At 35.7% G+C, this 24,986-nt stretch carries 25 protein-coding genes and 1 riboswitch; of the genes, 12 read left to right on the top strand and 13 right to left on the bottom strand.

Features of this window, described 5'->3' with window-relative positions:
- Positions 1-56 precede the first annotated feature (56 nt).
- Positions 57-1,466 (bottom strand): NADP-dependent phosphogluconate dehydrogenase, encoded by a 1,410-nt coding sequence (gene gndA, locus AACP56_RS02625; RefSeq protein ID WP_339333727.1) that lies wholly within the window; start codon positions 1,464-1,466, stop codon positions 57-59.
- A 103-nt stretch (positions 1,467-1,569) separates the two neighbouring features.
- On the opposite strand from gndA, the gene zwf reads away from it, so the two are divergent.
- Positions 1,570-3,102 carry a glucose-6-phosphate dehydrogenase gene (gene zwf / locus AACP56_RS02620; RefSeq protein ID WP_339333729.1) on the top strand — a complete coding sequence of 511 codons (1,533 nt, stop codon included), beginning with the start codon at positions 1,570-1,572 and terminating at the stop codon, positions 3,100-3,102.
- A gap of 134 nt (positions 3,103-3,236) precedes the next feature.
- Complete coding sequence (gene pgl, locus AACP56_RS02615; protein ID WP_339333731.1) at positions 3,237-3,950, top strand: 6-phosphogluconolactonase; 714 nt, start codon at positions 3,237-3,239, stop codon at positions 3,948-3,950.
- On the opposite strand, the gene AACP56_RS02610 is transcribed toward pgl, so the two are convergent.
- The 6 genes from AACP56_RS02610 to AACP56_RS02585 form a co-directional block, all read right to left on the bottom strand.
- On the bottom strand, positions 3,942-4,436 hold the full coding sequence (locus AACP56_RS02610) for an acyl-CoA thioesterase (RefSeq protein ID WP_339335474.1): 495 nt from the start codon (positions 4,434-4,436) through the stop codon (positions 3,942-3,944). The two genes, pgl and AACP56_RS02610, sit on opposite strands and share 9 nt — an antisense overlap.
- A gap of 52 nt (positions 4,437-4,488) precedes the next feature.
- A complete protein-coding gene (locus AACP56_RS02605; protein ID WP_339333733.1) occupies positions 4,489-4,854 on the bottom strand; it encodes a 6-phosphogluconate dehydrogenase in 366 nt (121 codons plus the stop codon).
- Position 4,855: 1 nt separating this feature from the next.
- The gene (rmuC, locus tag AACP56_RS02600; protein WP_339333735.1) at positions 4,856-6,232 is read right to left on the bottom strand and encodes a DNA recombination protein RmuC; all 1,377 of its coding nucleotides are present in this window, start codon (positions 6,230-6,232) and stop codon (positions 4,856-4,858) included.
- 61 nt (positions 6,233-6,293) lie between these two features.
- Positions 6,294-7,070 (bottom strand): ABC transporter ATP-binding protein, encoded by a 777-nt coding sequence (locus AACP56_RS02595; RefSeq protein WP_339333738.1) that lies wholly within the window; start codon positions 7,068-7,070, stop codon positions 6,294-6,296.
- Positions 7,070-8,101, bottom strand: a complete 1,032-nt coding sequence (locus AACP56_RS02590; protein WP_339333740.1) for an iron ABC transporter permease — start codon at positions 8,099-8,101, stop codon at positions 7,070-7,072. The genes AACP56_RS02595 and AACP56_RS02590 overlap by 1 nt, the downstream gene beginning before the upstream one ends.
- The gene (locus AACP56_RS02585) at positions 8,101-9,354 is read right to left on the bottom strand and encodes an ABC transporter substrate-binding protein (RefSeq protein ID WP_339333742.1); all 1,254 of its coding nucleotides are present in this window, start codon (positions 9,352-9,354) and stop codon (positions 8,101-8,103) included. The genes AACP56_RS02590 and AACP56_RS02585 overlap by 1 nt, the downstream gene beginning before the upstream one ends.
- A riboswitch (cobalamin riboswitch) is annotated at positions 9,314-9,566 on the top strand. Its footprint overlaps the gene before it by 41 nt.
- Positions 9,567-9,650: 84 nt before the next feature.
- On the opposite strand from AACP56_RS02585, the gene AACP56_RS02580 reads away from it, so the two are divergent.
- On the top strand, positions 9,651-11,564 hold the full coding sequence (locus AACP56_RS02580; RefSeq protein ID WP_339333744.1) for a TonB-dependent receptor plug domain-containing protein: 1,914 nt from the start codon (positions 9,651-9,653) through the stop codon (positions 11,562-11,564).
- A 31-nt stretch (positions 11,565-11,595) separates the two neighbouring features.
- On the opposite strand, the gene AACP56_RS02575 is transcribed toward AACP56_RS02580, so the two are convergent.
- Positions 11,596-13,065, bottom strand: coding sequence for a S41 family peptidase (locus AACP56_RS02575; RefSeq protein WP_339333746.1), 1,470 nt, complete (start codon positions 13,063-13,065; stop codon positions 11,596-11,598).
- A gap of 198 nt (positions 13,066-13,263) precedes the next feature.
- Here AACP56_RS02575 and AACP56_RS02570 point away from each other — a divergent pair, with 198 nt between their 5' ends.
- The 6 genes from AACP56_RS02570 (at position 13,264) to AACP56_RS02545 (ending at position 16,892) form a co-directional block, all read left to right on the top strand.
- Positions 13,264-13,773, top strand: a complete 510-nt coding sequence (locus tag AACP56_RS02570) for an RNA polymerase sigma factor (protein ID WP_339333748.1) — start codon at positions 13,264-13,266, stop codon at positions 13,771-13,773.
- Positions 13,760-14,197 (top strand): hypothetical protein, encoded by a 438-nt coding sequence (locus AACP56_RS02565; protein WP_339333750.1) that lies wholly within the window; start codon positions 13,760-13,762, stop codon positions 14,195-14,197. Before AACP56_RS02570 ends, AACP56_RS02565 begins: the two co-directional genes overlap by 14 nt.
- An 11-nt stretch (positions 14,198-14,208) precedes the next feature.
- Positions 14,209-14,748 (top strand): DUF4252 domain-containing protein, encoded by a 540-nt coding sequence (locus tag AACP56_RS02560; RefSeq protein WP_339333752.1) that lies wholly within the window; start codon positions 14,209-14,211, stop codon positions 14,746-14,748.
- 92 nt (positions 14,749-14,840) lie between these two features.
- Positions 14,841-15,377, top strand: coding sequence for a DUF4252 domain-containing protein (locus tag AACP56_RS02555; protein WP_339333754.1), 537 nt, complete (start codon positions 14,841-14,843; stop codon positions 15,375-15,377).
- 24 nt (positions 15,378-15,401) lie between these two features.
- Entirely contained in the window at positions 15,402-15,941 is a 540-nt protein-coding gene (locus AACP56_RS02550; RefSeq protein WP_339333756.1) for a DUF4252 domain-containing protein, read from the top strand.
- A gap of 141 nt (positions 15,942-16,082) precedes the next feature.
- The gene (locus AACP56_RS02545; protein WP_339333758.1) at positions 16,083-16,892 is read left to right on the top strand and encodes a mechanosensitive ion channel family protein; all 810 of its coding nucleotides are present in this window, start codon (positions 16,083-16,085) and stop codon (positions 16,890-16,892) included.
- 235 nt (positions 16,893-17,127) lie between these two features.
- Here the strand turns inward: AACP56_RS02545 and purB are convergent, their stop codons facing one another.
- The 3 genes from purB to AACP56_RS02530 all read right to left on the bottom strand — a co-directional run bounded on the left by purB (position 17,128) and on the right by AACP56_RS02530 (position 19,830).
- Positions 17,128-18,471, bottom strand: a complete 1,344-nt coding sequence (gene purB, locus AACP56_RS02540) for an adenylosuccinate lyase (RefSeq protein WP_339333760.1) — start codon at positions 18,469-18,471, stop codon at positions 17,128-17,130.
- 79 nt (positions 18,472-18,550) lie between these two features.
- Positions 18,551-19,126, bottom strand: coding sequence for an adenylosuccinate lyase (locus AACP56_RS02535; RefSeq protein WP_339333762.1), 576 nt, complete (start codon positions 19,124-19,126; stop codon positions 18,551-18,553).
- Positions 19,127-19,134: 8 nt separating this feature from the next.
- Positions 19,135-19,830 carry an SIR2 family NAD-dependent protein deacylase gene (locus AACP56_RS02530; protein ID WP_339333764.1) on the bottom strand — a complete coding sequence of 232 codons (696 nt, stop codon included), beginning with the start codon at positions 19,828-19,830 and terminating at the stop codon, positions 19,135-19,137.
- Between the two features lie 41 nt (positions 19,831-19,871).
- On the opposite strand from AACP56_RS02530, the gene AACP56_RS02525 reads away from it, so the two are divergent.
- From AACP56_RS02525 to AACP56_RS02515, 3 genes are read left to right on the top strand one after another with little or no spacing between them, the layout of a single operon-like run.
- Positions 19,872-20,525, top strand: coding sequence for a TrmH family RNA methyltransferase (locus AACP56_RS02525; protein WP_339333766.1), 654 nt, complete (start codon positions 19,872-19,874; stop codon positions 20,523-20,525).
- Positions 20,526-20,568: 43 nt separating this feature from the next.
- Positions 20,569-21,096 (top strand): SRPBCC family protein, encoded by a 528-nt coding sequence (locus AACP56_RS02520; RefSeq protein ID WP_339333768.1) that lies wholly within the window; start codon positions 20,569-20,571, stop codon positions 21,094-21,096.
- A 6-nt stretch (positions 21,097-21,102) separates the two neighbouring features.
- Positions 21,103-21,486 carry a VOC family protein gene (locus tag AACP56_RS02515; RefSeq protein ID WP_339333770.1) on the top strand — a complete coding sequence of 128 codons (384 nt, stop codon included), beginning with the start codon at positions 21,103-21,105 and terminating at the stop codon, positions 21,484-21,486.
- A 1-nt stretch (position 21,487) separates the two neighbouring features.
- Here AACP56_RS02515 and AACP56_RS02510 read toward each other — a convergent pair whose 3' ends face one another.
- Both AACP56_RS02510 and AACP56_RS02505 read right to left on the bottom strand, forming a co-directional pair.
- A complete protein-coding gene (locus AACP56_RS02510) occupies positions 21,488-23,266 on the bottom strand; it encodes a M61 family metallopeptidase (protein WP_339333772.1) in 1,779 nt (592 codons plus the stop codon).
- A 24-nt stretch (positions 23,267-23,290) separates the two neighbouring features.
- A complete protein-coding gene (locus AACP56_RS02505; RefSeq protein ID WP_339333774.1) occupies positions 23,291-24,982 on the bottom strand; it encodes an alpha-amylase family glycosyl hydrolase in 1,692 nt (563 codons plus the stop codon).
- Positions 24,983-24,986 lie beyond the last annotated feature (4 nt).

Below are 24,986 nucleotides of genomic sequence, written 5' to 3'. Positions count from 1 at the left end.
TGCTTGATTTAATAATTCTAGTTAATGATGAATTATCTGAATCAAATATTATACCGCTATGAATCCCACTCAGTGTGAAAAACACCATCTCTATCTAAACGCTCATAAGTATGAGAGCCAAAATAGTCACGCTGTGCCTGTATCAAATTTAGTGGCAAGCGTTGTGAGGTATAGGCATCAAAATAAGTCAAGGAATTTGAAAGCCCAGGTAGTGGAATACCATTGGTTACTCCGTATGCAACCAATTCTCGAGCCGCATCAACAGTACCTTGTACTTTTTCTGCAAAAGACGGCGATAACAGCAAGTTTGGTAAGTTTTCATCAGCTTTAAAAGCATCTGTTATATCAGCTAATAAGCCAGCTCTGATAATACAACCAGCCCTCCAGATTTTAGCTATTTCTCCTAAATCCAATTCATAACCATACTCTTTGCTCGCATCAGCTAATTGATGCATTCCCTGGGTATATGCAATAATAAATGCAAAATACAATGCTCCTTCAGCCTTATTTATAAAATCAGTCTTACTAACTGCTTTTGGAGAAGGTCTATCATACAATTCATCAGCTTTGGTACGCTCATCCTTTAAAGCAGATATTTCACGCATACTAACTGCAATATCAATAGTTGGTACTGGAATACCCAAATCCATAGCATTTTGGGATGTCCATTTCCCCGTTCCTTTTTGTTTGGCTTTATCTAGAATAGCATCCACTAAGTCGCCATCTGCCAAATCATCTTTTTGAGCTAAAATATCAGAAGTAATTTCTACTAAGAAAGATTGTAAACGCCCTTTGTTCCAGTCGCCATAGGTTTGATGTAATTCTTCATTGGATAATCCTCCTGCTTTTTTCAATAAATCATAGATTTCAGATGTCAATTGCATTAAGCCATACTCAATACCGTTATGCACCATTTTCACGTAGTTTCCTGCCGACTTAGGCCCTAAATAGGCAACACAGGCTTCCCCGTTATATTTGGCAGCTACAGCCTCAAAAATTGGTTTTACGTATTGATAGGCTTCACGTGAACCGCCGGGCATGATGCTAGGCCCTCTCCGTGCTCCTTTGGCTCCCCCTGAAACCCCTGCTCCAAAGAAATTTATCCCTTTATCTTTTAAATAAGCTTCACGTCTATCGGTATCGGTATAAAATGAGTTTCCACCATCAATAATAATATCACCTTCATCCAATAACGGCAGTAAACTTTCAATAACAGCATCTACAATTTTACCTGCGGGTACCAAAAGCATAATCTTTCGAGGTTGACTTAAAGCAGCTACAAACACCTTAGCATCAGTTGAAGCATTTACCTTTTTTGGATTACCACCTTCTTCAATCAGCGCATTTACTTTTTCATCATCCAAATCATTACCAAAAGCAGTAAAGCCATTATCAGCGACATTAAGGATAAAATTCCTACCCATTACGCCCAATCCTACTAATCCAAAATCGTATGTATTTGCCATTTTTAAGTTGTTGTTAAGAAAGCTCTAAGTACATTAATTGCATTAAGCCGAACCTAAAATAAACGTTATATTCGTTACTCTCAAATAATCTATAGTGCTTTCTATGAAGAAAACAGAAAACCAAATGCTTGTGATATTTGGCGCCTCTGGTGATTTAACCGCTCGAAAACTTGTGCCATCCCTATTTAACCTTTTTGCAGCCAAGCAATTACCAAATAATTTTATTGTTTTAGGCGCTAGTAGAAGTGATATGACTGATACTGCTTTTCGTAAAAAAGTAGCTTTGGAAAGTAAATATTTAAAAGAGAAGATTACAAATAAAACCGATGAGGAGATTCAAGATTTTGCAAATAAATTCTTTTATGAGGATTTAGGTGGTTCTTATGATACTGATTATAGTAGGTTAAGAAAGCGTATTGAAGATTTGAATGGAAAATATGGTACGGATGGAAATATCATGTATTATTTGTCCACACCGCCAACCTTATATGAAACTATTGCCAAAAATTTAGCCGAGGCTGGACTTAATACCCAGAATAATGGTTGGAAACGTTTGATAGTTGAAAAGCCATTTGGATATAGCTTGGAGACAGCAAAGAAATTGAATTCTGGATTACAACAGTTTTTTACGGAACCACAGATTTACAGAATAGATCATTATTTGGGAAAAGAAACCGTACAAAATTTACTGGTAACCCGTTTTGCCAATAGTATTTTCGAACCACTTTGGAACAGAAACTATATACACCACGTAGAGATTACCAACGCCGAAAGCGTAGGTGTAGAAAAACGTGGAGGTTACTATGATAAATCTGGTGCATTGCGAGATATGTTTCAAAATCACTTATTACAGATTGTTTCATTGATTGTTATGGAACCGCCAATAGGGGACCAGCCTGAAGAAATACGGAATGAAAAAGTTAAGGCCTTAAAATCTTTGCGTATAATGGGTGACGAAAAAACATTGCACGACAATACCATACGTGGGCAATACATGGCTTCTACCATAAATGGTGAAAAAGTCAAGGGATACCGTGAAGAAGATGGGGTGGATGAAAATTCAACTACGGAAACATATGCTGCAATCAAGTTTTTTGTGGACAATTGGAGATGGAAAGATGTGCCCTTTTATGTGCGAACAGCTAAAAGAATGCCAACAAAGGTTACTGAAGTTGTAATCCATTTTAAATCGCCCCACCATCAAATTTTTCAAGATTCAGGATTAAACAATAAGGATAATAAGTTGGTGATACGTATTCAACCGGATGAAGGAATTTTAATGAAATTTGGCGTAAAAGTTCCAGGTCAAGGCTTTAAAGTGGAACGGGCTAATTTAGATTTCTACTATTCTAGCCTTGCTGAAACCCATGTAATGGAAGCTTATGAGCGTTTATTGTTAGATGCAATGCAAGGTGATGCTACTTTATATGCTCGCGCCGATGAGGTTGAAGCTGCTTGGGAGTTTGTTGATCCAATTTTAGAATATTGGAAGAATGGGAAAGATATTAGAATGTATGGCTATGCAGCTGGAGTTTGGGGACCAGAAAATGCAGATGAATTAATAGAGGGTATTGGTAATTGGCGAAATCCTGGCTCTAATCTTGCCGATGACCCAGGGTATTGCGTGATATGCTAATTTTAGTTAACATCTAGTAAAGTTGTACGTTGATTTTTTAACACCAATGAATGTCATTACGAAATCAGTGTAATGATTGAGAAATCTCCTTATTTAGATTTCTTGCTCCACTCGAAATGACTTTAATATATCGTATGAAAGTAAAAGTATATAAAGACAAACAAGAAGTTGCCCAAGAATTCTCATCATATTTTGCTGATCTGGTAAAAGATAAAGAGGCCTTTCATGTTGCTTTATCTGGTGGAAGTACTCCCAAAATTGTTTTTGACGTTTTAGCATTGGAGTATGGAACTAAGATTGACTGGTCCAAAATCCATTTTTATTGGGGCGATGAACGTTGCGTTCCACCAACTGATGAACAGAGTAATTATAGAATGACGGTTGACCACCTATTTTCAAAAATTGATGTTCCCAAGGAAAATATTCATCGAGTTTTGGGAGAAAACGATTCACTAGGAGAAGCTATGCGCTACTCAAATCTTTTGGAAATAAATTTGGATAGGGTAGAAGCTGTGCCCCAATTTGATTTGGTCATTCTTGGTATGGGAGATGATGGTCATACCGCTTCTATTTTCCCACATGAGATAGATTTATGGAATGCGCAAGAACATTGTGTGGTGGCTACGCATCCAGATTCTGGACAAGAACGGGTTTCAATTAATGGAAACGTCATTAATACTGCAAAAGATGTCGTCTTTTTGGTGACTGGGGTTGGAAAAGCAGAAAAAGTTGATGAAATCCATAACAGAAAAGAAGGATATGACCAATATCCCGCCTCATTGGTAAAACCTAAATCTGGTAATTTAACTTGGTTTATGGATGAAGCGGCAGCTGATGCATTAGTCTAAATCTAGCTTAAGATTTTCTCCGTCTAAATATTCTAAGTATTCGTTTACTTTGAATTTTTCAGATTTGTATTTGCTGTCCCTATTATTAGCAGATAACTTTCGCTCTTTGCTTCTAGCAAAACGACGCATTCCCTGCTTATCTTTTATTATCAATCCCGGAACAGCAATACTTTTGCCGGATTCATCCTTAGCCACCATGGTAAAATAGGAGGAGTTACAATGTGTGGTTTTTCCACTAGTAATATTTTCAGATTCTACGCGAACCCCAACTACCATAGAAGTCCTACCGGTATAATTAATAGAGGCTTTTAAGGTCACTAATTCCCCAACTTCAATAGGATTTAAAAAATCAACTCTGTTTACGGAAGCCGTTACGCAATAGCGCTGTGAATGTTTACTGGCACAAGCAAAAGCAATTTGGTCCATAAGATTAAGGATATATCCTCCATGAACCTTTCCACCAAAATTGGAGTGTGTTGGAAGCATTAATTCCGTAATTGAAATTCGAGATTCTTTTGCGGTTTTAAATTTTTTAAACTCAGTTGCCAAAATGAGGGGATTTTTCTTGTTCAACTTCAGTTATAAAATATTTAGTGTCTCCTAACCAGAAAAAGGTAGAGTAACGTTCTTGATAAGTGACTTTTACATATTCTCCCTGAAAGTCTATAAGCTTTTCAATCACTTCTTTTTGATTATCCTCTACAGAAAACTCAAAAATCTGAGCTCCGGATATGCCTTGGCTTATTTCTCCCTCCCATGTTTTGGCTATAACTCCTTTTCGACTGAATTTGATTAACTCTCCGGAGCGATAACCTTCACTGAATGGGACGTAGTAGACAAAAGCAAAATAACCAGCTATTCCAAGAAGTATTACTGAAATAAGTATAAAAAGTATTTTTCGCATTCTAAAGTTCTAGTTTTGATTGTTCCTCTTCAATCTCAAAACCTGGCTCGCTGGCAGGCAGGTCATCTTCTTCAGCTCGTTTTAAAATGGATTCTGGGATGGACTTTTTAGCTTTTGCCCCCATTTTTTTAAGCTTTTCTATGCTGGTAACTATGTTTCCTCGGCCTTCTACCAATTTGTTCATAGCCCCACGATATTCCGTTTTAGCCTCATCCATTTTCTTACCAACTTTGGTTAAGTCGGTCACGAAACCTTCGAACTTATCGTAAAGCGCACCAGCTTGCCGTGCAATTTCTATGGCATTCTTCTGCTGTTTTTCATTGTTCCACATGGTATCTATAGTCCTTAAAGTCGCCAATAGGGTAGAAGGAGTAACGATAACAATATTCTGCTCAAATGCTTTGTTGTATAAAGAACTATCTTGGTTTATAGCCACTGCAAAGGCTGGCTCTATAGGAACAAATAACAATACGAAGTCAGGACTTTCCATTTCATATAAATCCTCGTATTTCTTTAGAGATAATTGTTCAACATGTTTTCTGAGGGAATTAATATGGTCTTTTAAATGACGTTCCTTTAGTTCTTCTTCCGCATTTACATAACGCTCATAGTCAGTTAAAGAAACCTTGGAATCCACTATCATTTTTTTACCATCGGGAAGATGAATAATAACATCTGGTAATACTCTAGTACCATCTTCTAGCGTAAAACTTTGCTGCACGCTATATTCACGGTCTTTTTCTAAACCAGATTTTTCTAAAACACGCTCTAGGACTAATTCCCCCCAGTTCCCTTGCATTTTGCTATCACCCTTTAATGCTTTGGTAAGGTTTTCAGCTTCTTGGGTTATTTTAAGATTCTGATTTTGAAGGTTTAACAGCTGTTCTTTTAAAGCTGAATGAATGCTGATATTCTCCTTTTGGGTAGCCTCTACTTTCTTCTCGAACAACTGTATTTTTTCTTGAAGTGGACTTAAAATTTGCTTTATGTTTTTTTGATTTTGTTCAGTGAACTTATTGCTCTTCTCATCCAGAATTTTATTGGCCAAATTTTCAAATTCTTTGGTAAATTTTTCTTGCAGTTTTTCAACCTCTTGCTTCTGTTCTGTATTCACGCGTTGTAAATTCTCATTTACTGCTTCTAAGCGCACATAATTTTGGCCAAGGTTCTCTTTTTCAGACTGCAATTGTCTTTTTTCTTCATTTTCCGCAAGTAGCTTTTCATTCAGTGAAGAAATAGAAGATTTTTGTTGTTTGTTTTCCGCTTCTAATTCACTTTGGCTTGATTTTGTTTTTAAGCGTTGAAAATATATGCCAATAAAAACACCAATGGCAGTTGAAATAAGTCCAATTAAAATGTAAATCAGCTCGGTACTCATAAAAATTTATTCTTGGGATAAAGATAAGAGATTCCTGCTTCCGCAGGAATGACAGAAAAGATTACTTATTCACTTTAAAAGAGCCAGTTTTTGTATCAAATTTGACCATTTCTGATGGAAAAAGGGTATTGAAACAACCTTTTTCAACTAATTCACATGGTGAAGCAAAAGGGTTTTCTCGACCATCTAGAATTAATATCTTATCACATAATTGTATGGCTAAATCGATTTCATGGGTGGTGAACACAATGGTCTTATCATGCTCATGTGCTAATTCCTGCAGCAATTTTAGAATTTGAACTTTATGATATAAGTCTAAATGCGTGGTAGGTTCGTCCAATAGAATTAGGGGCGTGTCTTGCGCCATTGCCCGAGCAATTAATACACGCTGTAATTGACCATCACTTAATTCATGACATTTTTTTTCTTTGAATTGCTCTAATTCAAAATTTTGAATGCTTTCCTTGATATGTTTTTCATCATAAGTAGTAAGACTTCCCAACCAGTTGGTATAGGGTTGTCTACCTAGTGTAATCAATTCTTGAACTGTCAGGTTTTTTGAAGCAATTGGTTCCGTGAGCACAACGCTGGTTTGTCTTGCAAAATCTAATGGGCTACAATTTTCAAGAGGCTGACTTTCAATTAGGATTTCACCGGACAGTTTTGGCTGTAATTTCCCTAGTGTTCTTAAGAGTGTGGATTTTCCTATCCCATTAATACCAATTATGGCGCATAGTTCATTAGAACGGAGTTTAAAACCAATATTTTCTGAGACAACAGTATTCTTGTATCCAATGGATAATTCCTTAGCTTCTATGGTTGTTTTCTGTTCTTCCATTAGAAAAGTAGTTTTCGTTTTCTAACCAGTAACCAAATTACTACTGGAGCACCAATTAACGAAGTAATAGCGTTTATAGGTAAAACACTGGAGGAGTTGGGTAATTGGGCAATAGTATCGCACAAGAGCATTAAAATGGCACCATAGATAAAAACAGCAGGCACCAAAATTTTATGTTCCATAGTATTAAATAACTGCCGTGTAAGGTGCGGTACTGCCAATCCAACAAAGGCAATCGGTCCAGCAAAAGCTGTTATAGAACCAGCAAGTAACCCGGTTGCGATTATAATAAGGAATCTAGATTTTTTGAGAGATACACCTAAGCTTTGCGCATAATTTTCACCTAATAAAAAGGCATTTAATTTTTTTATGGATAAAACACTTAGCAATACTCCTAAAAAGACAATACCGGTCAAGAGAATAAGCTGATTCCACGAAAGGTCGCCTACACTGCCATATGACCAAAAAATAAAGCGTTGTAATTGCTCAGCATCCGAAAAGTAGGCTAGTACGCTAACAATCGCAGAAGTAACACTACCAAACATCAATCCTATAATAAGTAATGCCATAGTATCTCGAACGCGATTAGCAACAAGCATCACTACTAATAAAACCAAAAAACTCCCCAAACTGGCAGCTATTACTAAAGACACATCATTTAAAAAACCAAAAACTGCAAACCCACTTAAAAGAGAAGACCCTAAAAGTAACAATGCAGCTCCTAAACTTGCACCAGAGCTTATTCCCAAAACAAAAGGTCCAGCTAGTGGATTTCTAAACAAAGTTTGCATTAATAAACCACTTAGTGCCAGTCCGCCACCTACCAAAATTGCTGTAAAAGCCTTTGGGATTCTATAGTTCCAAATAATATATTTCCAAGAGTCAACAGGCACTTCATCATTAAATAGTGCAGAAAAAATAGACTTTGAGGGAATGTTTACAGAACCAAAACTAATGTTCAAAAACCAGGTTAACACCAAAAGCCCTAACAATAGTATAAATGAAATCCGATATGATTTTACTTTGAGCATTACTGCAAAGGTGTAAAAAAGTATGGACTGTGATTAGGCAATAAATCTGGATGAAAAATATGCACCATATCTTTTAAGACCAATTCTGGCCGCTGTGGTGCCAATTCATAAAATAGAAGCCCACCAGTTGGTCCTTTGGTTGCCGAAAAGGTGAATACTTTTTTATCCTTAAATGCTTTAAATTGCTGGTAGTGCGAGTTGGTCTGTTCCATTTCTGAATAGCTGATAAATTGAGATGGTGAAATCCAAAAATCAGCATCTTGCCCTTTTTCTAAGACACTTTCTAGACTTAATGACAGACTACCTGTACCATTGCTTTCTTTCCATAAATAATTGGCGTTGGCATCCAATAAAAATTGAGCTGCCCAGCTTTCCCCAGCGGGCAGGTACCACACATCCTTAAACAAGGCACCACTTAGAACCTTGGGTTTATGAGATGCATTTTTACTCAAACTTTTAACACGCTTATATTCTGAAGCAATTTCAGCAAAGATACTATCCGCCTCTTTTTCCTTGTTTAAGAGAACCCCAAAGAACTTAATCCATTCTGCTTTCCCCAAGGGTGTTTTTTCATTCCAATCGCCGTTAAAAATGACTGGAATATTTGCTTTTTGGATTACTTCATAAGGACTATTCTGATTGTTAATACCAAAGCCCATAATGACATCAGGTGCTAACTCCAAAACCATTTCAGTATTTAAACTTTCATTAGCACCTAATTCTTTTATTTTCCCTTCCGCAATAAGCTTTCTTGCAGGCATAGAAGAAATATACTTAGTGTTAGGGAAGCCTATTAATTTGTCAAGCTTTCCAAGAGCTTCTACCGCTGGGATGTGAGTGGTAGATGTAATTATAAAGTCTTTGATTGGAGTAACCACAACAGCATCGTATGCATCTTTTGGATAGGTTATTACGGATAGTTTTTCTCGGGGAATAAACGCATATGTGTAGGTTTTATCCGACTCAGGCCAGGGTTCTGTCACTTTGACGACAGTATATTCTGAATTATTTTCTATTGAAAAGCCAGAAGCGTATTCGACTGTTGACTTATTTATTACTTCTCTAACAGAAATTTCTTTTTTCTTTTCAGCACAACTTAGAACTACTCCATAAATGCCTATAAGTAAAATGAGATGCTTGTAGTTTTTTAATATCATGGCTTCAAATTTAAGCTTATTTGAGTTTGATAGAAAAGAGTAAGGTAGAATCACTACTTTCGCAATGAATTTTGGTTCAAGCAAGAATTTTTCCATGTTTGATTAAAAGGGAATCCGGTGAAATACCGGAGCTGTTCCCGCAACTGTAAGTTTATGCCAAACCACTGCACTGAGCGTTGTCGAAGTGTTGTTTTGGCACCTCTTTCAGAGGATGTTATTTCTACTATAGCCACTGTGTGCTTAATGCATGTGGGAAGGCAAAATAGCATTAGATAAGCCAGGAGACCTGCCATTAATCATCTGCCAATGGCAGCAAACAATTAATGTTAAACTTTCGGGATAAAAGTTTGCGTATGGGTAACCTATCGCTTTTCCGAGCAATCCAATTAAAAATGAACAAAAAGTATATAATGCTTTGTGCTGGCTTTTTGCTATGTACAGCGCTAACCGCACAGTCCAACGGCTCCGCTCAGGACAGGGACAAAGACTCCATTGCAGTACAAGAATTACAGGAAGTAGTAGTTAGTGACTCACGATTTCAATTAAAACGTGAGAATTCTGGTAAGACAGTTGTAAAAATCACTGCAGAAGAACTTGAACGATACCAAGGTAGAACTGTAGCGGAGATTATCAATTCTAAAAGTGGAATTGAAATTAACGGTAGTAGGAGTGTTGCAGGTCAAAATCTAGGCTATTTTATCCGTGGCGGTAATAATAGACAAGTTTTAGTATTGATAGATGGTATTCAAGTAAATGACCCATCCCAAATTGCCAATGATTTTGATTTAAGATTATTGGACTTAAACACTATTGAAAGCATTGAAATTATAAAAGGTGCAGCAAGTACCCTTTATGGAAACTCTGCAGCTACAGGGGTAATCAGCATTACTACAAAAGGAGCGTCAACGGATAAGATAGCATTGAGCGTGAGTTCAATAATGGGTACCAATGTTTCTCAGAACGAGGATAACAAAACCATTTCTAACTTTAATAATGCGGTTAATTTAAATGGTACATTATCCAAATTTAGTTATGCTGTAGGATTTGCAAATCAATTTACGGATGGACTTTCGGCAGCTTCTGGAGCGAACACAGAAGAAGACCCCTTTTCTAGAATTAATACAAACGTAAAACTCGGCTATACCTTCTCTGATAACTTTAAGATTAGGGTTTTTGGGAGTTTTGATAAATATAATACAGCTATTGATGGCTTTCCAGCACCATTGTTTCAATTCGCAGACACAAATGATGAATCCATTTCTGAGCAATTGCGCTTTGGTGTAAGCCCAGAATTGAAGTATAAAAATGGTAGTATGACATTAAATGCTAGTATGAGTAATACTGATAGAGAAACCATTTCTGACTTCCCTACGCAGTTTGAATCTAAAGGTTACGTAGTTGATTTTTTTAATAAATACGTTTTTGGGGAGAAGCTTTATAGTATTATTGGTTTTAATTACCAGAAGAATGAAACCCTTTTTGCAGAGGAGGTTACTTATACAAATAGCGACCCTTATGTAAACTTTGTATATATTTCCGATTTTGGATTAAATCTTAATACAGGAACTCGATTAAATAACCATAGTGAATATGGTAGCTATTTTACCTATAATTTTAACCCTTTTTACACTTTTAAATTGGGTAATGGCTACGGTAAATTTTTAGGTTCATACAGCACTTCTTTTATTGCTCCTAGTCTATTTCAATTGTTTGATGGCACTTTTGGAAATCAAGATTTGGAGCCAGAAGAGAACAGAACTTTAGAAGGTGGTTTTGAATGGAATCTTGGGAAGAAATTTAGATTTAGTAGTGTATACTTTAATCGAAATGAAGAGAATACGGTACTCTTTACCACCATAGACCCTGTAAACTTTACTTCCCAGTATAGAAATGCTGAGAATGACGCAAAAGTGCAAGGAGCTGAGTTCGAAATAGCTTCTGAGTTATTTAAAGACTTTAATTTTTCTGCGAACTATACATTTACAGAGCTTGAAGAAGGAAACCGAGTGCGTTTGCCCAAGCATAGGGCCAATGCTACTTTAAATTATGCCTTAACTGCTAAAACAAATACCTCATTAAATTATCAGTATGTAGGTAGTAGGGAAGATACTGATTTTAGTACATTTCAAAATATCGACTTAGATGCATATTCTTTAGTGGATTTTTACTTGGGTCACCAATTTAAAAACGATAAGCTAAAGGTCTTTTTTAATATGACCAATATCTTTAATACAGATTATGAGGAAATTATTGGATATACCACTCGAGGTAGGAATTATAGCTTAGGATTGAATCTAAGCTTATAAAAAAAGCGGCCAATTGGCCGCTTTTTTTATTTTACTGTAATTCTAAATTTAATGGTTTGTCCAACCACATATTGTCTTTAGTAGGAGTAAACATTTTAGAATCCATCATGACTCTAGCGGGCATTTGAACATTAAAATCCATTTTTGTAGAAGTACTTGAAATTTCTTGTAGTGCTCTTGCTAAAAGTGGTTCGCTAACATCTCCTAGAACACCTAAATTGGTAAGATCTTCTTCTAAAACGATGTCAGGAGTGAGACCGTCCGTATAATCAAAGAAACCATCAGCATTTTCATTTCTACCCACCAAAGGCTGAATTGCCCAGCTGTTTTCAGGATTTATATTACCTTCTCTATCGCGATTATAAATAAAGTTATTCTGCGAATCATCTACCATAGTAATTGAAAACTCATTCTTTCCACGGGTAGTTTCGCCAATATGGATAACATCTACATAAGGTTCTAAACCATTCATAACCAATTCACTTGCAGAAGCGGAGCTGTTGGTAGCTATAATATATACTTTGCTAAGGTTTAGAGAATTTAATGTAGCTCCGTTTACGGTACTGGCAAAATAGTCTTCTAGTTGTTCAGAACTTAACTGGTTTTGAATTTTAGCATTCCATCGCTGGCGAATATATAAGTCATTAGTATTGGTACCATAAATCATACTAGACAATAATCTTGAGCTATTTACTGAGCCTCCCGGGTTATATCTAAAGTCCAATACCAATTCAGTTGCACCAGCGGCAACAAAACCTCCAAATGCATCATTCAGTTCATCATCAAAGTCCCTGGTAAAACCGTTATACATCAGATAGGCTACTGTTGTACCGCCAACATCAAAGGTAGTTGAAACAAGTATTGGGTTTTCTGTTAAGCCTTCAAACTTTGTAAGAGTTACTTCTTCGGTGGTATCTTCAATAGTATTGCCATTTATTACCGCAAGTCCTAAAGTATATGTATCATCATCACCAAATAATAAATCTGCAAAATTGGCTCCGGTAATTTGAGTACCATTAACTCGGGTAAAAATGTCACCTCTTTGAATATCCTTAGTTGCAGCATCCGAATTGGGAATAATATAACGAACATAGCCAAAAACATCATCGGCACTCCCAAACCGCACTAGACCAAACTCTAATCCATTACTTTTTGAGACTCCATTTAAATTATTAACCAATGTGGTATAATCAGAGTTTGAAAAACTAAATCGATCTTCGTTAAACTGGATACTTGCAAAAAAATCACCTGGGTCGGGCGTAGCTCCTAAAAATTCTGCATATTCAGTATTGCTTGCAAACCTGTCATCTGCTAAATTTGGAACTTCTGCCTGCCAAAAATACCAAAGGTTCATGGCTTGCCACATAAAATTTTGTACTGGAAAGTCAGTAGCAACTGGTGGGTTTGGATTTGGGTTCTCAATTTGACCATCATCGTCATTATTACATGAGATAAATAGTAATAATGAGAAACTAATAAGTAATAAGAGGGGTTTTTTCATAACGTGTTTTTTCAATTTCATCGCAATTAGCATTCCAAAGTGATTACAACAATAATGCTTTATATAATAACTTTAGTTTTAAAACCCCTAATTTACTTACAACTTAAAGAAATAAAAATTTTTTGTAACAAAATTCGATATGTGTCGTCTTCCTCATATAAGCATTAAAATTGTGCTTGTAACAACCTTACAACCAGAATGAAACAGAGTGAGTTTTTAAACTTGGTAATGCCTTTTAAGGATAAATTGTATAGAATGGCCAAAAGATTGTTGGTCTCTAGAGAGGAAGCCGAAGACGCTACGCAAGAAATTTTGCTAAAGCTCTGGTCTAAGAATGATGTAATGGCTAAATACAATAATGTGGAAGCTTTTGCAATGACAATGACAAAGAATTTTTGTTTAGACCGGTTAAAATCTAAACAAGCCAGTAACTTAAAACTGGTACATAGCAATTACAGTGACGAAAGGACATCGCTACAAAAGCAGATAGAAGCAGAGGATAGTGTGGACTGGGTAGAGCGGATAATGGAGGAATTGCCAGAACAACAAAAAATGATTTTGCAATTGAGGGATGTAGAAGAATATGATTTTGACGAGATATGTGAGCTGCTGGATATGAAACCTACTGCGGTTAGGGTAGCGCTTTCAAGAGCAAGAAAAACAGTAAGAGAAAAATTGATAGAAAAACATAACTATGGAATTGGATAAAAACATAGAAAACTTATTAGAAAAGTACTTTGAAGCTTCCACTACGGTCGCAGAGGAGGAAACATTAAGAAAGTATTTTGCACAAGAAAGTGTTGCAACACATCTTGAACAATACAGACCAATGTTCAACTATTTTTCTAAAGCCAAAGAAGAACGGTATACAAAGCAGGTTCCATTAAACACTAGAAGAAAATTCAATTACAAATGGATTTCCGTTGCTGCAGTGGCCATATTATTCCTTGGACTATATTTTGGACCTGATCAATATCAGGCTTACCAAGAGCAAAGAGAGGCAGAACTTGCCTATCAACAAACAAAGGAAGCTTTAAGTCTTTTAGCGGTTAATTTTGGTAAAGGCACTGAAAAAATCACCTATCTAAAAGAATTTGAAGCGACAACATCAAAAATTTACAACGACAATTAAAATTTAAAAAAATGAAGAAGAGTATATTAATTTTATTAATCGCGATTTTACCAATATCAGGATTTTCACAATCTGTTTTTGATAAATATGAAGACTTAGAAGACGTAACCACGGTAGTCGTATCTAAAAAGGCATTTGAGCTTTTAGCAAAGATGGATATAGATATGGAGGATAAAGAGTCCCAAGACTTTATGGATATAGCAACTAGTGTGACCGGACTTAAAGTTTTTACAACGGACAATAAGTCTATTGGAGATGATATGAAAGGTTCTGTTACCAAGTACTTATCTGGTAATAGAATGGAAGAATTAATGCGTGTTAAAGACAAGGACGCTAATATTAAATTCTACATAAAGGAAGGTAAAGATGATGACCATGTTAGAGAGCTTTTAATGTTTATGACTGGCATCAAAGAGATAGAAGCTAATGGCAGAAAATTTGAGACCGTGCTTTTAAGCTTAACTGGGGATATAGATTTGAATAAAATCAGTTCTCTAACCAATAAAATGAATTTGCCCAAAGAATTAAACGAAGCAGGTAAAAAACAATAGAAACAACCATCAATCATTAAACACAAAAACAATGAGCAACTCCAATTCGGGTTGTTCATTGTTTTAATTTATCAATCAAAAAAGGAACAAACATGAAAAAATTAGTTTTATCAATTATAGCAATAGCATTCGCCACAAGTACATTTGCTCAAAAAGCGTTTGATAAGTATATGGATTCTGACAATGTTGGAACGCTTACCATAAACAAAAGCATGTTAGGCATTGTAGCTAGTATGTCTGCAAACCAAAAAAGTAAAGAAGCAAGGGATTTTGTTGATTTAGCAGAGAATATTAATGAAATAAAAATTTATATTTCTGAAAATAAGGCTGCTGGTGCCGATATGAAGCAAACCGTAAAATCCTATCTTAGAAAATCGTCCATGGAAGAGCTAATGCGTGTTAGGGATGATGATGCTCAAGTAGATTTTTATGTAAAAAGCACCAATAATGATAATGTGGTAAGTGAACTTTTTATGTTTGTCACTGGGATAGAAAATAAAGGGGACAAAACTCCTGAAACCGTTTTGGTAACTATGAACGGAAAAATTGAGCTTGATAAAATTGGAGCTTTGGTAAACAAAATGCAGTTGCCAAAAGAGCTTGAGAAAGTTGGTAAGAAAGGAAAATAAAATTAATCAATCAAAAAACAGAAAATGAAACAATTCATAAAATATATGTTTAGCCTAGCAATGGTTTTTTTGGCAGGCTGTTCATCTCAACAAAGTCTTCAAGAATATTATGTTGATAACAAAGAGAATCCAAATTTTATTTCTTTGGATATCCCTGCCAGCATCTTAAAAATGGATGAAGTAGAATTGACTGACAAGCAAAAGAAAGCGGTCTCTTCTTTGAAAAAATTTAATTTATTGGCTTTTAAAAAAACATCGAATAACAGTACAGATTATAAGTTAGAGAAAGCCAAAGTAAAAGAGATTTTAAAGAATGATAAGTTTATTGAACTTATGAAAATCAACTCTAGTTATGGTAAAGGGGTCATTAAATATTTAGGGGATGATGATGCTATTGACGAAGTTATTATTTACGGCGATAGTAAAGAAAAAGGCTTTGCTTTGGTTCGTGTTCTTGGAAAAGATATGAACCCTGCAGATGTAATGCAGCTTATGCAAGCTATCCAAAAGTCAGATTATAAAGGGGAAGGACTAGGGGAAATAGGAAAATTTTTAAAAGGATAAGCCAAACTGCCAATCCTTTAAAACCTGAACTATCTTAGATAGTTCAGGTTTTTTGTAATAAATAATCATGTAATTTAAAATTGTAGTGACCTTCTTGTTATTTTTAGTGTCATAAGCATGTAGAACACTAAAACCTAAAAAATGGAAGACGCACAAAAATGGATTGATGAAGGAATAGCCTTTATTGTAGAATTTGGCCCAAGACTATTAGGAGCAATACTCATTTACATAGTTGGCTCTTGGATAATTAAAAAATTAATGAAAGTACTCCGAAAAGGCATGAGTGCTCAAGAGTATGATAAATCACTTCAAAAGTTCTTGTTGAGCTTAGCTAAATGGGCACTTACTATTTTCTTAATAATTACTGTAATATCAACTTTAGGTGTTGAAACAACAAGCTTTGCTGCTATTATTGCTGCAGCTGGTTTAGCTATAGGTTTAGCTTTACAAGGCTCACTTTCCAATTTTGCAGGAGGAGTCCTTATTATCATTTTTAAACCATATAAAATTGGTGACCTGATTGAAGCTCAAGGTGTTTTGGGCTCTGTAAAGGAGATAGAAATTTTTACTACTAAGCTTATTACCCCTCAAAATAAATTGGCAATTATACCTAACGGTGCAATGGCAAATGGAAATATCATTAATTACACAACTGAAGGGAAAATGCGAGTGGATACGGTTGTAGGTGTAGATTATGGTTCAGATATTAAAAAGACCAAAGACGTGCTTTTAGAGATGTTGAAAGCAAATCCAAAGGTTTTACAAGATCCAGCACCATCTGTAAACGTTGAGGCATTGGCAGATAGTTCTGTGAACTTGGCAGTTAGACCTTATTGTAAACCTGAAGATTACTGGGATGTTTATTTTGGCACCATTGAAGGAACCAAAGAAGCTCTAGATAAGGCTGGAATTGAAATTCCTTACCCACATGAAGTTCAAATTAATAAATAGATTAATTAAAAGAATATAACTGATAAGTAATACATATTGTCAAACTGAGCCAGTTGAAGGTTATAATTTTTTTCAAAAAACCTTCGACAAGCTCAGACTGACAACATTACTGTTTTAGGTTGTATTTTTTATGTTGAAAAGTCATTTCGAAGGAGCTAGCGCCTAAGAAATCTAACGATTTAAGTATATAAGGTTTCTCATGCTCATTACATTCAGTTCGAAACAACAGTTTAGATCAAATCCCGGTGTAATTAGAAGGAGTAATTTCCTTCAGTTCCAATTTAATACCATCAGAAACTTCTAAAGTTTCAATAAAACTTGCGATTGAGGCCTGATTGATTTTCTCATTTGTCCTGGTCAATCCTTTAAGCGCTTCATACGGATTTGGATAGCCTTCTCTTCTCAAAATGGTTTGTATAGCCTCAGCAACTACAGCCCAATTATTTTCTAAATCTTGCTCAAATTTCTCAGCATTTAAAACCAGTTTATTTAAACCTTTTAAGGTTGATTGAAATGCAACTAAGGTATGTGCAAAAGGAACCCCGACGTTACGTAAAACCGTACTATCTGTTAAATCTCGCTGTAATCTAGAAACAGGTAATTTTGCAGATAAATGCTCAAATAAGGCATTTGCTAAGCCCAAGTTTCCTTCAGAATTTTCAAAGTCAATAGGATTTACTTTATGCGGCATAGCTGATGACCCAACTTCCCCTTTTTTAATTTTCTGCTTAAAATAATCCATAGAAATATAGGTCCACATATCTCTATTTAAATCGATAATAATTGTGTTGATTCGTTTTAGGCAATCAAATAAAGCAGCCATATGGTCATAGTGCTCAATCTGAGTGGTGGGAAAAGAATGATGTAAGCCTAATTTTTCTTGAACAAACTCTTTTCCAAAAGCTTTCCAATCTATTGAAGGATATGCAACTTGGTGCGCATTGTAATTACCTGTTGCACCACCGAATTTTGCTGCAGAAGGAATGTCATTCAATAAATCAAATTGTTGCCTTAATCGCTCAATATATACTTCAATTTCTTTTCCCAATCGAGTAGGGGAGGCTGGTTGGCCATGTGTTCTAGCCAACATGGGTATTGATTCCCATTCTTTGGCTAAACTTTTTAATTTTTCAAAAACCTCAAAATATGCTGGCACATAAGAATCATTCATTGCTGCTTTAATAGAAAATGGAACAGCGGTGTTATTAATGTCTTGTGATGTTAATCCAAAATGGATAAACTCTTTGTATTGACTTAATCCTAAATCATCAAACTTCTCTTTGATAAAATACTCTACGGCTTTTACATCATGATTCGTAGTTTTTTCAATTTCCTTAATAGCACTAGCATCTTCGGATGAAAAATTTTGATAGATTTTTTGAAGTTCTGGAAATTTAGCGGTATTAAAATCTGCAAGCTGAGGTAAGGGAATTTCGCAAAGCGCTATAAAATATTCAATCTCTACATGAACACGATACTTGATCAGTGCTTCTTCTGAGAAATAGTTCGCTAAAGCTTCAGTTTTATTGCGATAACGGCCATCAATGGGAGAGATAGCATTTAATTGGTTCAAAGACATCTAATACTGATTATGAGCGGCAAAGATAATTATCAGTAATCAGTAATCAGTGGTCAGTAGTAAGTTTTATTAGTATTCCTTATGCTTCGCTTATTTTTTTTAAAGCCAAGAGGGTTTTCTGGGCTCTATTTTTGTAGCCAACTGTTCCAGAGGCTATGGAGTTTTCCAAAATAGGTCTAAGTTCAGGATGTATCCATTTAAATTCTGTGCCTAAATGAAACAAACTTGTCATAGCAAAAACTTTGGCAGCTACTTTTTGTGAACCTATCAGCCAATCAAAATTTGCACTAACTATTTTCTCCAAAACGTTTTCGGTAAGACTGGTTATGTATTTAGGGTCTTGTTTTTTGTATTTAGCCAGTACTAACAACTCACATACGTGTGCTATTGGCCTTATACAAGATTCAGATTCTAGGCTTTCTAAACCATTTGCGAAATCTTCAATAAAAGGTAAAATAAAGTCTAAGTTTTTACGCATTAAATGGTCAAAAACCCAACTGGCATTAAAGTCATTCCTTTTGTCTTCTACCCAAATGGCCTTTAGAAGTTCACCAACTAAATCCGATGATTGTAGAAAATCGTCAACCAACTCTAAGATTTGATTTTTTGATAATCTTCCAGAATTTAATCTTTTATGAAGTTCATTTTTGGTCATCGAAGCAGCTATTTTTCAGACAATAATTGTGTGACTAAATTTGGAACTCCTGTTGACGCATTTTCAGCTATAATGTTCAAACTATTAAAATCGGAAGCATTCACACTTGGTTTTGGGTCTATAAAATAGATAGGAGTTTCCAAGTTCACATAGTTAACTAAACTAGCTGCCGGATAAACCTGCATTGATGTACCAATGATTATTAATATATCTGCCTTTTGTGTAACCGATATTGCAGGTTCTAGCATTGGAACCATTTCGCCAAACCATACAATATGAGGTCGAAGTTGATTTCTATTTTCATCTAGATCTCCTAGGTTTAGGTCTTCAGTCCAATCTAACACCATACTTTCATCTGCAATACTGCGCACTTTTAATAGTTCCCCATGCAAGTGAAGAACATGCTTGCTTCCAGCTTGCTCATGAAGATTGTCCACATTTTGAGTGATGATATTTACATCAAATTCTTTTTCAAGTCTAACCAAAGCTTTATGCCCTTCATTGGGCTTTACTTGTAACAGCTGTCTTCTACGTTGGTTGTAAAACTCAAAAACCAGTTCTGGATTTCTTGCAAACCCCTGTGGAGAAGCAACTTCCATAACGTCATGCCCTTCCCATAGTCCATTGGCATCGCGAAAAGTCCTAAGGCCACTTTCAGCACTCATTCCAGCTCCTGTGAGTACCACTATTTTTTTCTTCCCCATAAACTCAAAATTAGCATTTTAAGATTTTATTATCTTGCTTTATGCATTTTGATTATGACTTGCTGTCTTATTTAGAAGGATTTATTTCTGAAAAACGAAAACAACGCTTTGTCGAAGTGCTTTCTAAAAGAACACGTTTTCTTACCGTTGCCATAGAAGACGTATACCAATTACATAATACGAGCGCCGTAATTAGAAGCTGTGATGCTTTTGGTATTCAAGATGTACATGTAGTGGAAGGTAGATTTGGCAAAAGATTAGATAAAAATATTGCCATGGGAGCGGAACAATGGATTGATGTTCAGCGCTATCAAACAACTAATGAGTGCATCTCCAAATTACAGCAAGAGGGCTATCAAATTATTGCAACTACGCCCCACAATGATTCAAATCTACTGGCAGATTTTAGTATTACATCTAAAACCGCTTTATTTTTTGGAACTGAAAAAGAAGGTTTGAGCCAAGAAGTTTTGAAAAAAGCAGACGGATTTCTTAAAATACCTATGGTTGGGTTCTCCGAAAGCTTAAACATTTCGGTATCTGCTGCCATAATCCTTCAAGAACTTTCGGATGATTTGAGAAAATCACAATTCCCATGGCAGTTATCAGAACTGGAAATTTTAGAAAAAAGATTGGATTGGACTAAAAAATCCATGAATGATGTGGAAGGCATTATCGGTCGTTACCTAGAATAAACAACTTTTTGTACATTTAAAGTCAACCAATAAATCAAACAAAATGATGACATTTCTCTACATTATTGGAGGAATAGTTTTGCTTATTTTAATTTTAGGCATGCTTGCTCCAAAAGCTTATGATGTTTCTAGGTCTATAATTGTAAATAAGCCTAAAAAAGAAGTTTTTAACGAATTAAGGTCTCTTAAAAAACAAGGAGAGTGGTCTCCATGGGAGAAAAAAGACCCAAATATGAAAAAAGAATTTACTGGTACGGACGGCGAAGTAGGTTCTAAAAGCGCTTGGGTGGGAAATAAAGATGTAGGTGAAGGAGAGCAAGAAATCACTAAGATTATTGAAGGGGAGCGTATTGAAGGAAAGTTGCGATTTTTTAAGCCATGGAAATCAGAGGCAGATTGTTATTTTACAACTGAAGATGATGGTGTAAAAAGGACCAAGGTTACTTGGGGATTTTCAGGTAAGAATAAATTTCCTTTCAGTATTTTCATGCTTTTCTTTAGTATGGATAAAACTGTAGGTAAGGACTTTGAGGAAGGATTGGAAAGTTTTAAAAGTTTAATGGAAGCATAGTAAGCTATGGAGCAAAATTTAATAGGCTGGATAGAAATCCCAGTGACCAATATGGCAAGGGCCAGAGATTTTTATGAAGCGGTTTTTCAGATAAAAATAACAGTCCAAGATTTTGGAGGCACTTTAATGGGTTGGCTACCAGCGGAACATGGAAAGCCAGGTTGTTCTGGCTCTTTGATTTTACAACCAGAATGGTATATTCCCAATCGTAAAGAAGGAGTACTTATTTACTTTTCCTGTAAGGATGTACAGAATGAATTGGATAGAATAGAGGCTGCTGGTGGGCGCATTCTAAAGCACAAAACCAAAATCAGTGATGAAATTGGTTTTATGGGCTTATTCCATGATTCTGAAGGAAATAGAATTGCATTACACTCACCACCGGAATAACTTACTGCTTTAGCCATTTATTACGCATTGAAACTGCTTTTTCATCTGCTTCAGTATCAATAGAAATAGTATATTTTGGATTTTTAGAAAGGGTAACTTCAGTTTTTCTCTCTTTACCAAAACGGGTATAGGTAATAGCTAAAGTGTCGCCTTGCTTTTTGGTCTTTAAGAAATCTGAAAAGTGATTTTCTTCCGTCATTTCTATAGTATTCACCTTGGTAATTACATCACCTCTTTCAAGCCCAGCTTTATAGGCTGGGGAATCAATAAGTGTATTGTTTCCAATGGTGTTTTTATTAACATATCCCCCAAAATAACCAGTATCCTCATCTTGTGTCATTTTAAGCCCCACACTGGCAAATAGTGTTTTGTAATCTGGCATATTACTATTGTAGATATAATTTTCAAAATAGGAGTCACCAAAGCTTTTTCCAGCATATTCATTTAAAGTTAGATGTAAATCTGTGATTGTGTATGGTTTTTCGTTCTTACCAAACGTATTCCAAACTTTTTTAAAGAAATCATCTAGGTTTAGATTGTTTTTTCTGAGTGATAGGTCTAACGCAAGACCAAGAACACTACCATATGAATAGTAAGAAATAAAAGTATTGTTTCGGTTTTGTGGGTCCAGTGATGTTGCAGCGTCCACGAAAGGAGCTTGATAGCTCATCTTAATGGGGTTGAAAAACTTGGTTCCATTAGAGTTCCATACGTAATTAAAAGCTCCATTTAATCCTTTTACATATTCCTCTGGGGTTCTTAAACCTGCTCGGCAAAGAATCAAGTTGGTATAATACGAAGTAAAACCTTCTGCAAACCAAAGCTCACCGCTCATATCTACATTGTCAAAATCAAAAGGCTCTAATGGTTTTGGTCGAATACGTTCTACGTTCCAAGCATGAAAAAACTCGTGGGAAACGGTACCTAAATTTCTTTTAAGTCCTTCATTAGCTAAACTTCTGGTTGAAGTAAGTATTGTCGAATTACGATGTTCCATACCATCTCCATTAACATTGGGCATGTAACAAGCCAAGAAAGTGTATTCACCAAAATCAAAATTTGGTAACTCTCCAAAAACCTTTTCTTGTTCTTTTACAATCAGTTTTACACTTTCAAAATATTGATTCAATTCTTCTTCAGTTCCATTATGGTGTAAGACAAAACGGATATTTTGATTCTTCCCGTTTGAATTTACTTTAAACTCTCGAAGACTATGATTGCTAAGTTCTATAGGGCTATCCATAAAATAATATAGATTGGGAGCCCAATACAATTTTTCGTCATGTTTTTTTAACTGTGTGGCTACCTTCCATTGATAAGTTTCAGGGGTGTTGAATGAAATTTCAATTGGTCTATTGCTTAATGCAGGTGCATAAATAAAACTAGCAGGAATGTTCAAATGAGCATGAGTTTCATCAATCTGGGAAAACGTTCCATCTCCTCGATTTGCAAATAAAGTATATTGAATTGTTACCTCACCATCATGCCCGTAAATATCCCATTGATATGGATTAGGTCTGTGAAAGGGAATTGTTTTCCCCTTGCTATCCATGGCTTTAAAACTGTACACGTTTTTGGCAAACGAATGAAACGCATAACGTCCTGGAGAGCTATTTGCCATACGAACAGATAAAGTGTCGGATGTTATTTCAGGAAAGGATAAGGTAAAAACACCTTCGTGATGCACTGCATTATCAAAGGAAACCTTGTAAGAATTTGTTTGACTATTGATTGACAAACAAAAGCTTAATGCCAAAAACGGCAGTAACACTTTATGCATATATTTAGTTTTAATAAATTAAACCTATTCCATTAGCTCTAGTAGGGCAGTGTCAAAATCATTCTCCAAAATAACCTTTCCATTTTTAACCATGACTTCAGTTTCCGAGTAGGTGTCATAAAGCTTTGTTCCATCTCCAAAAAAGCCTTTTACCCAAAGCGACTTTTTGCCTTTTGGCAAGTCCAAGCCGACGGCAACTTTATCTTTATAATCCCCATTGATATACATTCTAGAGAATACATAGGGAGATTTAGCCAAACGCTTATGTTTTCCTGCTCCTACGGCTGGGTGATTTGCTCTAAACTGACCTAATTTTTGCCAGTGCTTGTGAATTTCTTGGATTTTTGGAATACTATCCAAATCTTCCCAATTCATAAATGAACGTAGAGTAGCATCGCCTTCAGTGCCCTCAATAATTAGAGGTCTAGCAGTCTCATCACCATAATATACTTGGGATGCCCCTGGCGTTAATAATAATACATTGGCTGAATAAAATGGTTTTTTACGTTCTTTATCAAAAGGACTTCCGTCATCATGTGAGGTAAGATAGTTAACAACACTTTTTCCTTTCAATTTTGTATTAAGGAGGTAGTTGTATTTCTTAAAAATGGCATCATAATTTTTTGTTGCATCATTTTTCAATTCAAAATTGATAAGGCTCTTAAAGCCATTGTCAAAATAATCTACTTTTTTATCCCCAAAATCGAATTGCCTTCCCGAAGAAATACCATAGTTGTATACTTCGCCAACCATGTAAAAAGGATTGTCATCCAAAACCTGGTCTGGGTGCTTCTTTTTCCATGTTTCAAAAGCGTAATCCGCCTCTTTCCTTAGTTCTGCCCATGCATTTTCGTTAACATGCTTTACGGTATCTACGCGAAACCCATCCACACCGAACTCGTTTATGTAATCGGTAAGCCATTTAATAATATAAAAACGAGGAGCCCTGGGGTAGCCGGTACGCTCAAAAAATAACTGCAATTCATCGAGTTCTTGACTTAAACGACCCTCATCCTTCCATTTGGCCAGCAAGGCATCAGGTAATTCTACAGGCTCATTAGATTCCGTTAAAATATCTGGTAAGTTTTTGACCAAAGTGCATGCTGTAGTATTTTCATAAGTGGTAAACTCGCATGGTGGTCCAGTTCTTACCCATTCGTCTGGCCAAACAGGATCAATATCCGTAACAGGTCCTGTATGGTTTAAAACGACATCCAATAAAATTCGTATTCCTTTGGAATGAGCGGTTTTTACCAGTTTATGTAGCTCTTGTCTGTCTCCAAAGTTCGGGTCTATAGCAGTCCAGTCTTTTGTCCAATAGCCATGATAACCATAGGTATTGCCTGTACCTTCATTAGTTGCCCCATGAATTTGTTCGACTACTGGGGTAAACCAGATGGCATTAATACCTAAATCCGTAAAATAACCTTCCTCTATTTTTTGTGTAATACCAGCAATGTCACCACCTTCAAAGCCTCTAAGAACTGCTGTGGAATCTGTTCTGGAAAAATTAAGGTCTTTATCTGGATTACCATTATTAAACCTATCGGTCAACAGGAAGTAGATATTGGCACCTTCCCAATAAAATGGTCTGTCTTTTACTTCTTTATTCACAAGTTCTGCGGTTGGTTTAGCCTCTTTATCAACTTGCTTTTTAGCTTTTTTACAACTAAACATAAAGGACAATATCGACATCGCGATAAGTAGTTTTTTCATCTTT

This window comes from Croceitalea sp. MTPC6 (assembly GCF_036985525.1).
In the GTDB taxonomy this organism is placed as follows: domain Bacteria; phylum Bacteroidota; class Bacteroidia; order Flavobacteriales; family Flavobacteriaceae; genus Croceitalea.
Note: the sequence above shows the minus strand (reverse complement) of the source record. Positions and strands in the feature narration are given on the sequence as shown.

Bases quoted from the DNA above. Each gene is read 5' to 3' on its own strand.
- gndA (WP_339333727.1), bottom strand. From the start codon at position 1,466: ATGGCAAATACATACGATTTTGGATTAGTAGGATTGGGCGTAATGGGT.
- zwf (WP_339333729.1), top strand. From the start codon at position 1,570: ATGAAGAAAACAGAAAACCAAATGCTTGTGATATTTGGCGCCTCTGGT.
- pgl (WP_339333731.1), top strand. From the start codon at position 3,237: ATGAAAGTAAAAGTATATAAAGACAAACAAGAAGTTGCCCAAGAATTC.
- AACP56_RS02610 (WP_339335474.1), bottom strand. From the start codon at position 4,436: ATGCTTCCAACACACTCCAATTTTGGTGGAAAGGTTCATGGAGGATAT.
- AACP56_RS02605 (WP_339333733.1), bottom strand. From the start codon at position 4,854: ATGCGAAAAATACTTTTTATACTTATTTCAGTAATACTTCTTGGAATA.
- rmuC (WP_339333735.1), bottom strand. From the start codon at position 6,232: ATGAGTACCGAGCTGATTTACATTTTAATTGGACTTATTTCAACTGCC.
- AACP56_RS02595 (WP_339333738.1), bottom strand. From the start codon at position 7,070: ATGGAAGAACAGAAAACAACCATAGAAGCTAAGGAATTATCCATTGGA.
- AACP56_RS02590 (WP_339333740.1), bottom strand. From the start codon at position 8,101: ATGCTCAAAGTAAAATCATATCGGATTTCATTTATACTATTGTTAGGG.
- AACP56_RS02585 (WP_339333742.1), bottom strand. From the start codon at position 9,354: ATGGAAAAATTCTTGCTTGAACCAAAATTCATTGCGAAAGTAGTGATT.
- AACP56_RS02580 (WP_339333744.1), top strand. From the start codon at position 9,651: ATGAACAAAAAGTATATAATGCTTTGTGCTGGCTTTTTGCTATGTACA.
- AACP56_RS02575 (WP_339333746.1), bottom strand. From the start codon at position 13,065: ATGAAAAAACCCCTCTTATTACTTATTAGTTTCTCATTATTACTATTT.
- AACP56_RS02570 (WP_339333748.1), top strand. From the start codon at position 13,264: ATGAAACAGAGTGAGTTTTTAAACTTGGTAATGCCTTTTAAGGATAAA.
- AACP56_RS02565 (WP_339333750.1), top strand. From the start codon at position 13,760: ATGGAATTGGATAAAAACATAGAAAACTTATTAGAAAAGTACTTTGAA.
- AACP56_RS02560 (WP_339333752.1), top strand. From the start codon at position 14,209: ATGAAGAAGAGTATATTAATTTTATTAATCGCGATTTTACCAATATCA.
- AACP56_RS02555 (WP_339333754.1), top strand. From the start codon at position 14,841: ATGAAAAAATTAGTTTTATCAATTATAGCAATAGCATTCGCCACAAGT.
- AACP56_RS02550 (WP_339333756.1), top strand. From the start codon at position 15,402: ATGAAACAATTCATAAAATATATGTTTAGCCTAGCAATGGTTTTTTTG.
- AACP56_RS02545 (WP_339333758.1), top strand. From the start codon at position 16,083: ATGGAAGACGCACAAAAATGGATTGATGAAGGAATAGCCTTTATTGTA.
- purB (WP_339333760.1), bottom strand. From the start codon at position 18,471: ATGTCTTTGAACCAATTAAATGCTATCTCTCCCATTGATGGCCGTTAT.
- AACP56_RS02535 (WP_339333762.1), bottom strand. From the start codon at position 19,126: ATGACCAAAAATGAACTTCATAAAAGATTAAATTCTGGAAGATTATCA.
- AACP56_RS02530 (WP_339333764.1), bottom strand. From the start codon at position 19,830: ATGGGGAAGAAAAAAATAGTGGTACTCACAGGAGCTGGAATGAGTGCT.
- AACP56_RS02525 (WP_339333766.1), top strand. From the start codon at position 19,872: ATGCATTTTGATTATGACTTGCTGTCTTATTTAGAAGGATTTATTTCT.
- AACP56_RS02520 (WP_339333768.1), top strand. From the start codon at position 20,569: ATGATGACATTTCTCTACATTATTGGAGGAATAGTTTTGCTTATTTTA.
- AACP56_RS02515 (WP_339333770.1), top strand. From the start codon at position 21,103: ATGGAGCAAAATTTAATAGGCTGGATAGAAATCCCAGTGACCAATATG.
- AACP56_RS02510 (WP_339333772.1), bottom strand. From the start codon at position 23,266: ATGCATAAAGTGTTACTGCCGTTTTTGGCATTAAGCTTTTGTTTGTCA.
- AACP56_RS02505 (WP_339333774.1), bottom strand. From the start codon at position 24,982: ATGAAAAAACTACTTATCGCGATGTCGATATTGTCCTTTATGTTTAGT.